Source organism: Citrobacter tructae (assembly GCF_004684345.1).
Classification (GTDB): Bacteria; Pseudomonadota; Gammaproteobacteria; order Enterobacterales; family Enterobacteriaceae; genus Citrobacter; species Citrobacter tructae.
In genome coordinates, this window is record NZ_CP038469.1 from 3055491 (window position 1) to 3069697 (window position 14207).

Below are 14207 nucleotides of genomic sequence, written 5' to 3' on the forward strand. Positions count from 1 at the left end.
CAGGAAGCAGCAGATTATGACACCAGCAACCTGCGTTTTTCTTCCGGCAGCGTATTGATGGCCTGTTGCCAGGAGGCATCCACCAGATAGTAAATCTGTGAATCCGGCAACGATCCGTCCAGATATACCGTGCTCCAGTGCGCTTTGTTAAGATGTCTGCTGGGTCGCACATCGCTATGCTGCTGGCGCAATAATTCGGCCAATTCAGGGCTGGTTTTCAGCGACACCGCCGGGCGACCCTCCACCTCTTTCACCATTGCAAAGAGCACATCTTCGACTTTAATTTGAGTGGCCTTCCAGTCACTGTGCACGCTTTGTTCGGCACCTGTTTTCGCCATGCAGTATTGCAGCAGCTCCGAATTCGTCATTTTTATTCCCCTTACCAGCAGCTCGCCTAATGAGAACATCTTTTACTCAGTGTGCAGCAAGTCTGCCAAAGGTAAAAGCCAGTAACGTAAATTTGTTTAAAAAACCACCAACAAGAAACCTGAGCCTCAGTATTCTGAGTTTACGATCACCTCTTCACCATATGCCCCAGCCTGTGGCAACGGTTTATAGGTGGAGTTAGAGGCACGTAAAATGCGAATACCCCGAATGCCAACGTCGCGCGCGGCGGTGATGTCATTGTCGGAATCGCCGTAAAACATACGGATGTTCTTATCCTGCAACCACTGCGTTTTGGTGTTCTGTCCGACTTTATCACCAGCGAAGATAACCGGATTCATATTGGCAGGCGGAATGTGAAAGTTATCGGAGAGCGTTTTCGACACGGTTTCGGTTTTTGTCTGGCTACGCCCCGTGATAAAAAAGATGCTGTCGCCACGACGCACGTGCATATCAATCAACTGACGCGCCACTTCTTTTGGAATGCTGAACTCATCCCAGCCATTGTTCATTTTTTCCCAGAAGGCCGGATTCTTCAGGTAAGCCTCACTGTCCGGAGAATACGTTTTTTTACCGCGCCAGAAACCCGGACTGGAAAAAAGAACGGTGTCATCAATATCAAACCCAACGGCCATCGGCGGGCGTCCGGTCAGGCTGTTTTCAATTTGGACAACAGAAACCCAGTGAACAGGAGACTGCTCTGAGAGTTTTGCAACGTTGGTGCCTGGATTGAGCTGTGAGGGGGAAGAAACTAAAGCCTGGGCAGAATGATTTAACGTGAACAATAAGCAAACGGCACTGAGTGCCAACGTAATCTTGCGCATATTTTTCCCTAAGTAGTCAGCTAGTTATCATTTTTTTATTAACAACTGGTCAAAAAACTATCTGACCTTACCCCCTGGGGAGGGTGAAAGGAAGGGGTTTCTCTCGTTTTGTTACAGAAAAAGAGGACGATCACATTGGAAATGGGCCTGATAGCGCTACGCTTATCAGGCCCACAAACTCAATTACATAACAGCGGCAAATGCCTTCGCCACACGCTGGACGTTGCCGTGATTCAATCCTGCGACGCACATGCGGCCGCTGGCGATCAGGTAGACGCCAAACTCATCACGCAGGCGATCGACCTGGGCGGCACTCAACCCGGTATAGCTGAACATTCCGCGCTGGCGCAGCAGATAGTCAAAGTTACGCCCTGGGATCTCCATATTGAGAACCTTCACCAGTTCCTGACGCATCGCCAGAATGCGGGTGCGCATCGCTTCCACTTCTGCCAGCCAACTGGCTTTCAGAGCGTCATCACCCAATACGGCGGCAACCACCTGCGCCCCAAAATTCGGCGGGCTGGAGTAGTTACGACGCACCGTGGCTTTAAGCTGACCCAGTACGCGAGTTGCAGTCTCGGCGTCTTCGCAAACCACAGAAAGACCGCCGACACGCTCGCCATACAGAGAGAAAATCTTCGAGAAGGAGTTACTGACCAGTGCGGGCAGCCCAGCGCTGGCGATCGCGCGAATGGCATACGCATCGTCTTCCATCCCCGCGCCAAAGCCCTGATAGGCGATGTCGAGGAATGGGATCAGATCGCGGGCTTTCAGTATCTCGATAACGGCATCCCACTGCTCATGCGTTAAATCTGCGCCGGTTGGGTTATGACAGCACGGATGTAGCAATACAATGCTGCGCGCCGGTAAGTCATTGAGGGTCGTCAGCAGGTCGTTGAAACGCACGCCGTTGGTCGCGCTGTCATACCAAGGGTAAGTACTTACTTCAAATCCAGCCCCTTCAAAAATCGCGATGTGGTTTTCCCATGTCGGGTCGCTGACCCACACGCCAGAATCAGGGAAATATCGTTTCAGGAAGTCGGCACCCACTTTTAGCGCACCGGATCCCCCCAGCGTCTGAATCGTCGCCACACGCTGTTGCTGGAGAACAAGATGGTCAGCGCCAAACAGCAGCGGCGCAATGGTGTGCCGATAGCTGTTCAAGCCTTCCATCGGCAGGTATAACGACGCGCCCTGCGGCTTAGCATTGAGCCGGGCTTCCGCTTCGGCCACAGCTTTAAGCTGAGGAATAATCCCGTCTTCGTTGTAATACAGACCGATGCTGAGATTCACTTTGTCACGACGTGAATCTTCCTTGAAACGCTCCATGAGCGATAAAATCGGGTCGCCGGCGTAGGCGTCAACTTTTTGAAACACGTGGTGGTTCTCCAGGTTTACAGGCAGGGGATAAGAACACAATAAACCGGAAGCGGGAGAAGATCGAGAGGATGTTGAGAGGATTATTGCCGGATAGCGGCGAAACCGCCATCCGGCTGACTACCAGGTTCAGTCCACGTACTTCATCGCCACCCTTGAGGTCAGGCGCGTGATAAGTTCGTAAGCACTAACTTTCGTTATTTCTGCAATGCGTTCAACGGGCAGCCCCTCGCCCCACAGAATCACGGGATCACCGGCTTTTTCCTGCGCTTCAGGCCCCAAATCAACACAGATCATGTCCATGGCTACGCGGCCAACAATCGGCACTTCCCGGCCATTGACCAGTACCGGTGTACCCGACGGCGCCGCACGCGGATAACCGTCGCCATAGCCCATCGCCACAACACCCAGGCGCGTGTCACGCTCGCTGTGCCACGTTCCGCCATAGCCAACGGGTTCGCCCGCTTTGTGCTCACGCACGGCGATCAGGCTGGAAGTGAGTGACATCACCGGCTGGCAGCCAAAATCGGCACCGGTGGAGTGATTCTCCAGCGGCGATACGCCATACAAAATCAGCCCCGGACGCGCCCAGTCGAAATGGGACTGCGGCCACAGCAGGATACCGCCAGACGCGGCAATAGAACGCTGACCCGGCTTGCCTTCACAAAAGCTATTGAAGATATCGAGCTGCTTTTCCGTCGCGCCGCATTCAGGCTCGTCTGCGCGGGCAAAATGACTGACGATGTTCACTGGCTGGCGCACATTTTTACACTGTGTCAGGCGCTGATAAAACGCCTCAGCCTGCTCCGGGCGCACGCCCAGACGATGCATACCGGTGTCGAGCTTCATCCAGACGGTGACCGGTTCCTTCAGTTCTGCCGCTTCCAGGGCCGCAAGCTGCTCCTGATTATGGACGGCAGTATGCAGTCGCTGCGCGGAGATAGTCGGCAAGTCAGTGGCATCGAAAAACCCTTCCAGCAGCAGGATGGGTTGCGTGATCCCACCTGCGCGCAGGCGCAGGGCTTCTTCAAGACGAGCGACACCAAAAGCGTCCGCATCGGGGAGCGTTCGCGCGGTCTCTAACAGACCATGGCCATAAGCGTTCGCTTTCACGACCGCAACCAGTTTACTGGCAGGTGCCAGTTCACGCAGACGTTGCAGGTTGTGTCGCAGAGCGCGGCGGTTAATCACAACAGTTGCCGCTTGCATTTGTGTTCCTTAATAAATGGATGGCGAAGCGTTATTCATCATCATATTGTGGTCCGGCATAGTTATCGAAACGCGACCACTGGCCGTTAAACGTCAGACGCACCGTACCGATTGGACCGTTACGTTGCTTACCAATAATAATTTCCGCGATACCTTTTAAGTCACTGTTTTCGTGATAAACCTCGTCACGATAAATAAACATGATTAAGTCGGCATCCTGCTCGATAGAGCCCGATTCACGCAGATCCGAGTTAACAGGACGCTTGTCGGCGCGTTGTTCCAGAGAGCGGTTGAGCTGCGACAGCGCCACCACCGGCACATGCAGTTCTTTCGCTAACGCTTTCAGCGAGCGAGAAATTTCAGCAATTTCCAGGGTACGGTTGTCGGAGAGCGACGGTACGCGCATCAGCTGTAAGTAGTCGATCATAATAAGTCCGATACCGCCGTGTTCACGGGCGATACGGCGCGCGCGCGAACGCACTTCCGTTGGTGTCAGACCGGAGGAGTCATCAATATAGATGTTTCGTTTTTCCAGCAAGATCCCCATGGTCCCGGAAATTCGCGCCCAGTCTTCGTCATCCAGTTGACCGGTACGGATTTTAGTCTGGTCCACACGCGACAGCGAGGCCAGAGAACGCATCATGATCTGTTCTGAGGGCATTTCAAGACTGAAGATAAGAACCGGCTTATCCTGCAACATCGCCGCATTTTCGACGAGGTTCATTGCAAACGTCGTTTTACCCATCGACGGACGCGCGGCGACGATAATCAGGTCCGACGGCTGTAGACCGGCAGTCTTTTTGTTGAGGTCATCATAGCCGGTATTGACCCCGGTGACGCCGTCATGCGGCTGCTGGAACAACTGCTCGATACGCGCAACGGTGGCGTCGAGCACCTCAGTAATATTTTTCGGGCCTTCGTCTTTATTGGCGCGGCTTTCAGCGATTTTAAAGACGCGGGATTCCGCGAGATCCAGCAGGTCTTCACTGGAACGCCCTTGCGGATCAAAACCGGCCTCCGCGATTTCATGGGCGACCGAAATCATGTCTCGGACCACGGCACGTTCGCGGACGATGTCGGCATAAGCGCTAATGTTCGCCGCACTTGGCGTATTTTTAGATAACTCAGCCAGGTAAGCAAAACCGCCGACGCTGTCGAGTTGCCCCTGTACTTCCAGCGACTCTGCCAGGGTTATCAGATCGATGGGTTTCCCCATCTCCTGCAGACGGTGCATTTCGGTGAAGATATGTCGGTGCGGTCGGGTGTAAAAATCCTCCGCGACGACACGCTCGGCGACATCGTCCCAGCGTTCGTTATCCAGCATTAAACCGCCCAACACCGACTGTTCCGCTTCAATCGAGTGCGGCGGTACTTTCAGCCCGGCGACCTGCAGATCGCGGTCACGAGCATCAGTCTGTTGTTTGTTGAAGGGTTTATTTCCTGCCATAGTGAATGGAGTTACCTGCGTTGAAAAAGACAAGAGAGTATAGCGAGAAACACCATCTCGCTACAGGCATTTAACGCCCGCGCGGCCCGGTTGATGCCCGGATCTGAAGCGTAGGTCGATACACATAATGGTTAAGAGGCGTTTCCGGTTGTGTTATCCGCCGCAGAATTTGTTGAGCTGCTTGTTTACCCAGCGCCATGGGTTCTACCGCGATAGTCGACAACGGCGGGTTACTGTATGCGCAGGCTGCAACGCCATCATAGCCAATTAGGGAGATATCTTTCCCGGCAAATAACCCTCTTTCCCCCAGTGCGGATTCAGCCCCAAACGCCATTAGATCGTTATAGCAAATTACCGCTGTTGGCGGCGACGTGCTATCAAGCAACTTCTGCATCAGAAAGAACCCATTCGCGCGGGTCGGTTCACAGCGCAATGAAGCATCATCGATACACCAGGGTTGTAACCCGTGATGAATAATTGCTTCAAGGTAGCCCTGGTAGCGTGAGTGATTCAGTGGCCCGCCGATAAACGCGATCTGCTTGTGGCCCTGATGAATAAGATATTCCGTCGCTTCTCGTACCCCGGCATAGCTATCCACGCCGACATAGTCAACAGGCAAACACTGCCAGTCCAAAGGCCTCATCGCGATGAGTAGTGGCGTTGCGCTGTTGGCATAACGCTGGAGATCGACCTCTGATGAGCTGTTCACCGGGCACAGGACGATTCCCGCGACGTGGTGTTCCAGTAACGCATCCAGCACCTGCTTTTGCCGGTCGCTACGCTGAGACGTGTTTGCCATTACCGTAATGTACCCCTGCTCCGCCAGGGTCATTTCCAGCCCCATGGTAAATTCAGCGAAGAACGGGTTGGTAAGGTCATCAATGACCACGCCAATGGTTAGCGATTTTTGCGAACGCAGGTTTGCCGCAAAGCGGTTATACACATAGCCCAATGCTTCCATGGCCTGCTGGACTTTCTCCTGCGTCTCTTTTTTGATCAAAGGGCTGTCATTCAGTACCAACGATACTGTCGATTTTGACACGCCTGCCGCGCGAGCCACATCCGTTAAGGTAACGCGCTTTCTTCCTGTCTCCGCCCTTACCATGCCTGCTCCCAAATAGCCCTCAGATCAAAGGCGGTTACTTTACCATATTCTGTTCCTGCTCAAGGCAAACGATCAGAATCAGGATCGTAGAGAGATCGCCAGATCGATCACAATTTTGCACTTCTCACCTTGTTTTTTATTTCTCTCAATCGTACAAATCACACACAAATTGGAACGTTCCAATAAAAATTGGATCGTTAAGCATATGTTTTAATGCAATTAAATTATTTTTATTTATATCGAAATAAGGAAAAAGGATATGTGTACTGTACGTACAATCTCCGCTGCCGAAGCCTCCGAACTGATAGCGGATCACGCTATCGTGACCGTTTCTTCTTCCAGCGGTATGGGCTGCCCGGATGCCGTCCTGGCCGCTATCGGCGAAAGATTCAAAAACGAAGGACATCCGCATACCATCACCACGCTGCATCCGATTGCGGCGGGAGATATGTATGGCGTGAAGGGGATAGATCATCTGGCACAACCGGGTTTACTGGCGAAAGTGATCGCCGGATCGTATCCATCCGGCCCCTCATCCATGGCGCCACCAGCAATCTGGCAAATGATCAATAACAATGAGATCCCCGCCTGGAATCTCCCATCCGGAATCTTATTCGATATGCATCGTGAAGCTGCCGCACATCGTCCTGGCGTACTGACGCAAACGGGAATGGATACCTACGTTGACCCGCAATTACAGGGCGGCGCGATGAATGAGAAAGCAGCGCAGATTCCTTTCGTTGAGCGGATCACATTCGCCAATGACGAGTGGCTTTTTTTCCCCAGCATCGCCCCGCAGGTTGCCATTATCCGGGCAACGACTGCCGATGAACGCGGCAACCTCAGCTATGAACACGAAGGCGCCTACCTTGGGCCGCTGGAGCAAGCAATGGCGGTACGCAACAACGGCGGAATTGTGATTGCCCAGGTTAAGCGACAGGTAGCGGCAGGCAGTCTGAAACCGAAAGACGTTCGTATCCCTGGCGTACTGGTGGATTACATCGTGGTTGCACCTGAGCAGACTCAAACCACCCAGACGGTGTACGAACCAGCGATTAGTGGGGAAATCGTCCGCCCTCTCGACAGCTTTAGTCTAATGGAAAATGGCCCCGCTCGCGTTATTGCCCTGCGCGTTGCAGAGGAGTTAAAAGCCGGTGATGCCGTCAATATTGGCTTTGGTATTTCCGCCAATGTACCGCGTATTTTACTTGAGCAGGGTCGTCATGGTGATGTCACCTGGCTGCTGGAACAGGGCGCGATTGGCGGTGTGCCATTGCTGGAATTTCAGTTTGGCTGTGCGTCCAATGCCGAAGCTTTTCTCCCTTCCCCACAACAGTTCACCTACTTCCAGGGGGGCGGCTTTGATCTGACGCTGATGTCCTTCCTGCAAATCGGTGCGGACGGTTCTGTTAACGTTTCATATCTACCCGCAAGACCGCACGTCACCGCTGGGTGCGGCGGATTTATTGATATAACCTCTCATGCGAAACGCATTATTTTTTCAGGCTTTTTCAACGCGGGCGCGCAACTGAGTCTGGAAGGAGGGCGTCTTCATATCGCCAAAGAAGGGAAAGCCAAAAAGCTGGTGCAGGAGGTCTCACACGTCACGTTCTCTGGCAAACGCGCGTTGGCTCGTGGGCAGCAGGTGCAATATGTCACCGAACGCTGCGTTATGGAATTAACAGCAGATGGCCTGGTTGTCACCGAAATCGCCCCTGGACTGGATCCTGAGCGCGATATCCTGGCACAAAGCGAGGCACCTTTGCGATTGTCCGCCAATCTGAAAACCATGAACGCGAACTATTTCATACAAGGATGTCCTCATGAATAACGGCACTATTGATCTTCATCGCGACGGCTATGTTGCAACATTAATAATTAATCGTCCGACAAAACTCAACGCATTAACCCCCGAAATGCTGGAACAGCTCTTAGCGCATTGCTGCACTATCGAAATGGATGCGGAAATCAGAGTGGTTTTGTTAACCAGCGCCTGTGAAAAAGCCTTTTGCGTAGGTGCTGATATTCATCGCTGGACAGCGCTTTCACCACTGGATATGTGGCGAAGCTGGATCCGCCGGGGACATCAGGCCTTTGATGCACTGGCGCAACTGCCACAGCCAGTTATTGCATTAATACATGGGCTGGCATACGGCGGCGGTCTGGAACTGGCTGCCGCCGCCGATATCCGCTTATGCAGCGAAGAGGCACGAATGGCGCTGCCAGAAACCGGGTTGGCGACGGTTCCTGGCTGGTCTGGTACCCAGCGTTTGACGTCTCTGCTGGGACGCTCATTGGTGAAAGAGATGGTGTTCATCGGCGAGCCGCTGGATGCTCAGCGAGCACTAGATTGTGGCCTTGTGAGCCGCGTTACATCGGCTGCTGACCTCGTTGCTGCCGGTCAAGATCTGGCACAGAAGATTTCCCAGCGCGCGCCAATCGCGGTACAGATTGCCAAGCAAGTTATTGATGCGGGTGAAGGAATCTCGACTGGGCGAACACTTGAAGCTCTGGCAGGTGCCTGTTCGGCAGCGACAGAAGATGCACTTGAGGGTAGCCAGGCATTCAGGGATAAACGGCAGCCTCACTTTACAGCCAGATAACACCCGTTCTGGCTAATCCACAAGGATTGCAATTAAAAACAGTAAGTTCCCCATTAATTTCGGGCGGGATTCTTGTATCCGCCGGAAAGGAGACATCACCATGCAGTCAAAAAATACAGAGATGGCATCATCAGAAAACCAAGCAGAGCAAGGACATGTTACACCGCAGGATCTCCGCCGCGCGGCATGGACCTGCTCACTGGGCAGCGCCCTGGAATATTACGATTTTGCCCTGTACAGTCTGGCCTCGGCGATTATTTTTGGCCCGCTCTTTTTCCCTAATCAGGAACCCGGCATCGCCCTTATTGCCAGTTTTGGTACCTACTTTTTAGGCTTCGCCGTCAGACCAGTCGGCGGCATTCTTTTCGGATCGTTAGGTGACAGGCTAGGAAGAAAATTTGTCCTGCTGGCAACGGTACTATTAATGGGCACAGCCAGTACACTTATCGGCTTACTCCCCACCTATGAAACCGCAGGTATCTGGGCACCCGTGATGCTGGTCGCACTGCGTCTGCTGCAAGGACTGGGTGCTGGCGCGGAGCAAGCGGGTGCTGCCGTGCTGATGACGGAATACGCCCCACGAGGCAAGCGCGGTTATTACGCTGCATTACCGTTCCTGGGCATTCAGATCGGTACATTTATGGCATCAGCCGTCTATTTTATCCTGCTGCATAATGTGACCAATATTGCTGAAAGCTGGTTGTGGCGTCTGCCGTTCCTCGCCAGCGTTCTGATCATTGCCGTCGCAATTTACATCCGTTTGCACCTGAAAGAGTCACCTTCATTTTCGAAGTTGGAAGCTCGTAAGCAGGTCACCGATTCACCATTACGCAATTTGCTGAAAACCTCACGCCGCAATGTGTTTGTCGGTATTGGCCTGCGCCTCGCGGAAAACGGTGGCTCTTCGATTTACCAGGCACTTGCCATCAGTTATATCGTGGGCGTTGTCGGGCTGGATAAATCGGTCGGCACTCTGTGCCTGATGTCCGCCGTGGTGGTTGGGGCCATTATGGTGCCAATTGCAGGATGGCTTACTGACCGCTTCGGTCGGGTGATTGTTTACCGCAGCCTGGCAATTTTCCAATTGCTTATCACCTTCCCGGTATGGTGGTCATTCAGCCACGGTAATGTGCCTGTTACCATCGTGTCTCTCTCACTGGCTCTTGGCGTGGGTGCATGGGGAATGTTTGGCGCACAAGGTGCATTCTTGCCAGAGTTATTTGGTGCCCGTCACCGCTATATTGGTGTCGCCCTGGCTCGAGAAGTTTCTGCCGTTATCGCGGGTGGGATTGCTCCTCTGATTGGCTCAGCCATTATTACCTGGGTTATCCACACTACTGACCCGAGCGGTATCTCAGCCTGGATGCCGATTGCTATCTACCTCAGTCTACTCACCGTAGGAACTATCATCGCCACGTTCTTCGCGCCGGAGACTCGCGATCGCGACCTGGATGATTTAGCAGATGCAAAAGTGAATGCAACCGTACCACGCCAAGGGACCACGGAGTCATATCATGACGCATAACGTTTCCAGCGCCATTGTTGATAACCTGACTGATGTAAAAATGCCTCATTACTCTCCGCTGGCGCAAGCCAGCGGAAGTATCGACGTCGATGGCTACGTTTTACCGGAGTACCACTGCAATACGTTAGTGCTGGGCAGTGGTGCTGCGGGTTGGCGCGCCGCTGTTGAACTGAAGCGCCGCGATGTTGATGTGATCGTGGCCTCCAGCAAAGCGTTTTGGGGTACATCTGCCTGCTCGGGTTCCGATAAGCAAACTTTGCATACCGCAAACACACGCGGTAATGGCGATCGCTTCCTGGCTCTGAGCGATGCGCTCTCGGCAGGCGGGTCAATGGATGAAGATACAGCCTATATTGAGGCTGTCGGATCAGTGAATACATGCGAGGTGCTGAAATACCTTGGGCTGGATCTGCCAGAAGACACATTCGGTGCGACATTGCGTTATCAGACGGACCACGATGAATTCGGTCGGGCCACCAGTTGTGGCCCACGGACGTCTCGCCTGATGGTTAAAGTACTGGCTCAAGAAGCGATGCGCCTGAATATTCCTCTGCTCAATCATACTACGGCAATAAAAATCCTTACCGATGGCGAAGGTGAGATGCGACATGTGACGGGCGTGGTCGCTATCGACAAATCATGCAGGGAAAATCCCTGGCGTATGGTTATTATCCGTTGCCAGCATCTGGTATTCGCCACAGGTGGCCCCGGAGAGCTTTATCGGGAAAGTGTTTATCCGGTGAGCTGTTTTAGCGGACTGGGTATGGCGCTGGAAGCAGGGATTACGCTGGTTAACCTTACTGAGAGCCAGTTCGGTATCGGTACGCCGCGCACGCGGTTTCCCTGGAATCTTTCAGGGACCTACATGCAGGCGATGCCCCGTATCTTCTCTCAGGACAGCAAAGGTCAGCGATACAATTTTCTGGCAGATTATTACCCTACTACCCGTATGCTCGCTTCGGCCATTTTCCGCAAAGGCTATCAGTGGCCGTTTCATGCTGAGCGTATGCTTGATTATGGTTCCAGTTTGCTGGATGTTGCCGTTTTCGAAGAGACGCAAAAAGGGAACGCCGTTTTTCTCGATTTTCTGTCTGAACCCGAACCGGCAGCGGACGGCATCCCCTTCAGTCTCAACAATCTGGATGAAGATGTCGTTACCTACCTGAAAAATAACGATGCTCTGCTGGCAATGCCGCTTGCCAGATTGCAGCGTATGAATCCACTCGCTATCCGACTCTATCAGCTACATGGGCAAGATATCAGTAAATCACCACTACAATTTACTCTGAATAACCAACATCTTAACGGTGGAATTGATGTCGATGTCTGGGGAAAAACATCTCTTGCCGGTTGCTATGCTGCCGGAGAAAACGCAGGTACACACGGTGTAACGCGTCCCGGCGGAGCTGCACTCAATGCCGGGCAGGTTTTTGCTCGCCGCTGCGCGCAACACATCGCGCATCAGCCACAACAAGCCCAACATGCAGGCATCGATCGACAGCAAATATTGTCTGCAATACATGAGGCGCAAAAATGTCTGACATCAGCCCCACAAGGCTTACTACGTGAGAATGTGCGGGAAATCATCCAGACCACGATGAGCACCCACGCCGCCATTTTATGCCGCATGGAAGGGATCGAAGATGCCGTGCGGACAATTAAAAAACTGTGTGACGATATTGAGCAGTTCGGCATTCAGTCTGATGCAAACAGCCTTACTCGCTCACTCCAGTGGCAACAGAGCACTCGTCTCGCGCTGGCAGTACTGCTTTCACTTCAGTTTTATATCCACAACGGTGGCGGAAGCCGGGGAGCCAGAGCGATTTATGACGGGAAATCAGGCATCTCACCACAAAGCGCTCGTGGACCACTTCAGACCTGGAGCTTTCGACCTGAAACTCAAGCTGACCGTCAAAGAATGATCTGTATTCGCCGGGTTTCCGATGATTATCAAATCTACTCGAGGATCTGCCGTGAAAGGGGATCATTATCATTAAACGATTTTGAACGTCAGTGGCTCAATTGGTTAACAGCCAGTGTTTTTTACACGACTGAGTAATCATTTAGTGATAGCGGCCCCACCGGCAAAAAAATGACCACAGAGGATGTCGACTACTGTTAGGCTTAGGAAAGATCTGTCGCTCAGCAAAGGAGTTTACATGGCAACACGTATTGAATTTCACAAGCACGGCGGCCCCGATGTACTGAAGGCTGTGGAGTTTACGCCCGCTGACCCGGCGGAACATGAAATCCAGGTTGAAAACAAAGCGATTGGCATTAACTATATCGATACCTACATCCGTAGCGGGCTGTATCCGCCCCCTTCTCTTCCCAGCGGGTTAGGCACCGAAGCGGCGGGCGTGGTCAGCAAAGTCGGCAGCAAAGTGACGCACATAAGCGTCGGCGATCGCGTGGTTTACGCCCAGTCCATGCTCGGCGCCTACAGTTCCGTGCATAACGTCCCTGCCGATAAAGCCGCCATTTTGCCCGACACCATCTCATTTGAGCAGGCTGCAGCATCCTTCCTGAAAGGCTTAACCGTTTTCTATCTGCTGCGTAAAACCTATGAAATCCAACCTGGCGAACCGTTTCTGTTCCATGCAGCCGCTGGTGGTGTCGGTCTGATTGCCTGCCAGTGGGCAAAAGCATTAGGGGCGAAGCTGATTGGTACCGTCGGCAATGCGCAGAAAGCGCAGACTGCATTGCAGGCCGGTGCATGGCAGGTGATTAACTATCGTGAAGAGAGCATTGTTGAGCGCGTTAAAGAGATAACCGGTGGTAAAAAAGTGCGGGTGGTTTATGACTCCGTGGGTAAAGACACCTGGGAAGCCTCACTGGACTGCCTGCAACGTCGGGGTCTGATGGTCAGTTTTGGTAATGCTTCCGGGCCGGTGACCGGCGTTAACTTAGGGATTCTGAACCAGAAAGGTTCACTGTATGCCACACGCCCTTCTCTGCAGGGCTACATCACTAACCGCCATGAATTGACCGAAGCCAGTAATGAGCTTTTTTCGCTGATTGCCAGCGGGGTTATCAAGGTTGATGTGGCAGAGAGTCAGAAGTATGCCCTGAAAGATGCGCAACGCGCGCATGAAGTCTTGGAAAGCCGGGCAACGCAGGGTTCAAGTCTTCTGATCCCTTAATTTCTACCGTTCCTAACTCATTTCAGTAGCAAGAAAAAAACCGATACGTTACTGAAGTTTGTGTCCGGAGTAAGTGAACACAGCCAGCACACTAGCGGTTTGAATGATGGCGGGAATACAAAGAATTAGGGCTTCCCGTAGGAAGCCCTTTCTTTTTTTAGTTCGGCTGTATGTAGGGTACAGCTCGATGAATTCGTTAACCGCGCAATAGTGACAGATTTGATTATCAATTCCTATTTGGTTCTAAAGGCAATGTTTCAGGTTGTGACGCACCGCTCAATACCTTAGTAAAACCGACGGTTATTGCGCTGATACTGTGGGACTTTTGGCGCTTTTATCGCCTTGATCACCCACACGACGGCGACAGCCAGTAACAGCCACGGCAACAGTTTAATCATCAGCGCAAACATCCCGCCAAGGAACATCACGGCAGTCGCCACCATCAGCGCGGCCAGAATCCCCAGCAGTGACACGCCGGTGACCATCAGCATGACAAAAAAGCCAATCACAAAAAGTAGTTCCAGCATGATGCTCTCCCATAATGAATTTCTGCTTAAACCATTACAAAAATCATGCCAAAATTAATACGT

Annotated in this window: 12 protein-coding genes; 5 read left to right on the top strand and 7 right to left on the bottom strand. The window is 52.6% G+C overall.

Annotated features, from left to right (window positions below; genetic code table 11):
• Positions 1-14 precede the first annotated feature (14 nt).
• The 6 genes from E4Z61_RS15335 to E4Z61_RS15360 all read right to left on the bottom strand — a co-directional run bounded on the left by E4Z61_RS15335 (position 15) and on the right by E4Z61_RS15360 (position 6346).
• Positions 15-368, bottom strand: coding sequence for an MmcQ/YjbR family DNA-binding protein (locus tag E4Z61_RS15335; RefSeq protein ID WP_135323523.1), 354 nt, complete (start codon positions 366-368; stop codon positions 15-17).
• A gap of 126 nt (positions 369-494) precedes the next feature.
• Positions 495-1208, bottom strand: coding sequence for an acid phosphatase AphA (gene aphA, locus E4Z61_RS15340; RefSeq protein ID WP_135323524.1), 714 nt, complete (start codon positions 1206-1208; stop codon positions 495-497).
• Between the two features lie 183 nt (positions 1209-1391).
• Entirely contained in the window at positions 1392-2585 is a 1194-nt protein-coding gene (gene tyrB / locus E4Z61_RS15345) for an aromatic amino acid transaminase (RefSeq protein WP_135323525.1), read from the bottom strand.
• A gap of 129 nt (positions 2586-2714) precedes the next feature.
• Positions 2715-3794, bottom strand: coding sequence for an alanine racemase (gene alr / locus E4Z61_RS15350; protein ID WP_135323526.1), 1080 nt, complete (start codon positions 3792-3794; stop codon positions 2715-2717).
• Positions 3795-3825: 31 nt separating this feature from the next.
• On the bottom strand, positions 3826-5241 hold the full coding sequence (gene dnaB, locus E4Z61_RS15355; protein ID WP_135323527.1) for a replicative DNA helicase: 1416 nt from the start codon (positions 5239-5241) through the stop codon (positions 3826-3828).
• A gap of 70 nt (positions 5242-5311) precedes the next feature.
• Positions 5312-6346: a LacI family DNA-binding transcriptional regulator gene (locus E4Z61_RS15360; protein ID WP_135323528.1), complete on the bottom strand. Its 1035-nt coding sequence runs from the start codon at positions 6344-6346 to the stop codon at positions 5312-5314.
• Between the two features lie 259 nt (positions 6347-6605).
• Here E4Z61_RS15360 and E4Z61_RS15365 point away from each other — a divergent pair, with 259 nt between their 5' ends.
• The 5 genes from E4Z61_RS15365 to E4Z61_RS15385 all read left to right on the top strand — a co-directional run bounded on the left by E4Z61_RS15365 (position 6606) and on the right by E4Z61_RS15385 (position 13617).
• Positions 6606-8177, top strand: coding sequence for an acyl CoA:acetate/3-ketoacid CoA transferase (locus tag E4Z61_RS15365; RefSeq protein ID WP_135323529.1), 1572 nt, complete (start codon positions 6606-6608; stop codon positions 8175-8177).
• Complete coding sequence (locus E4Z61_RS15370; protein WP_135323530.1) at positions 8170-8949, top strand: enoyl-CoA hydratase/isomerase family protein; 780 nt, start codon at positions 8170-8172, stop codon at positions 8947-8949. Before E4Z61_RS15365 ends, E4Z61_RS15370 begins: the two co-directional genes overlap by 8 nt.
• Before the next feature lie 100 nt (positions 8950-9049).
• On the top strand, positions 9050-10474 hold the full coding sequence (locus E4Z61_RS15375; RefSeq protein ID WP_240703827.1) for an MFS transporter: 1425 nt from the start codon (positions 9050-9052) through the stop codon (positions 10472-10474).
• Positions 10464-12533 carry an FAD-dependent oxidoreductase gene (locus tag E4Z61_RS15380; protein WP_135323531.1) on the top strand — a complete coding sequence of 690 codons (2070 nt, stop codon included), beginning with the start codon at positions 10464-10466 and terminating at the stop codon, positions 12531-12533. Before E4Z61_RS15375 ends, E4Z61_RS15380 begins: the two co-directional genes overlap by 11 nt.
• Positions 12534-12633: 100 nt before the next feature.
• Entirely contained in the window at positions 12634-13617 is a 984-nt protein-coding gene (locus E4Z61_RS15385; RefSeq protein WP_135323532.1) for a quinone oxidoreductase, read from the top strand.
• A gap of 284 nt (positions 13618-13901) precedes the next feature.
• Here the strand turns inward: E4Z61_RS15385 and pspG are convergent, their stop codons facing one another.
• A complete protein-coding gene (gene pspG, locus E4Z61_RS15390; RefSeq protein WP_135323533.1) occupies positions 13902-14144 on the bottom strand; it encodes an envelope stress response protein PspG in 243 nt (80 codons plus the stop codon).
• Between the last annotated feature and the right edge of the window lie 63 nt (positions 14145-14207).

Bases quoted from the DNA above. Each gene is read 5' to 3' on its own strand.
- E4Z61_RS15335 (WP_135323523.1), bottom strand. From the start codon at position 368: ATGACGAATTCGGAGCTGCTGCAATACTGCATGGCGAAAACAGGTGCC.
- aphA (WP_135323524.1), bottom strand. From the start codon at position 1,208: ATGCGCAAGATTACGTTGGCACTCAGTGCCGTTTGCTTATTGTTCACG.
- alr (WP_135323526.1), bottom strand. From the start codon at position 3,794: ATGCAAGCGGCAACTGTTGTGATTAACCGCCGCGCTCTGCGACACAAC.
- dnaB (WP_135323527.1), bottom strand. From the start codon at position 5,241: ATGGCAGGAAATAAACCCTTCAACAAACAACAGACTGATGCTCGTGAC.
- E4Z61_RS15360 (WP_135323528.1), bottom strand. From the start codon at position 6,346: ATGGTAAGGGCGGAGACAGGAAGAAAGCGCGTTACCTTAACGGATGTG.
- E4Z61_RS15365 (WP_135323529.1), top strand. From the start codon at position 6,606: ATGTGTACTGTACGTACAATCTCCGCTGCCGAAGCCTCCGAACTGATA.
- E4Z61_RS15370 (WP_135323530.1), top strand. From the start codon at position 8,170: ATGAATAACGGCACTATTGATCTTCATCGCGACGGCTATGTTGCAACA.
- E4Z61_RS15375 (WP_240703827.1), top strand. From the start codon at position 9,050: ATGCAGTCAAAAAATACAGAGATGGCATCATCAGAAAACCAAGCAGAG.
- E4Z61_RS15380 (WP_135323531.1), top strand. From the start codon at position 10,464: ATGACGCATAACGTTTCCAGCGCCATTGTTGATAACCTGACTGATGTA.
- E4Z61_RS15385 (WP_135323532.1), top strand. From the start codon at position 12,634: ATGGCAACACGTATTGAATTTCACAAGCACGGCGGCCCCGATGTACTG.
- pspG (WP_135323533.1), bottom strand. From the start codon at position 14,144: ATGCTGGAACTACTTTTTGTGATTGGCTTTTTTGTCATGCTGATGGTC.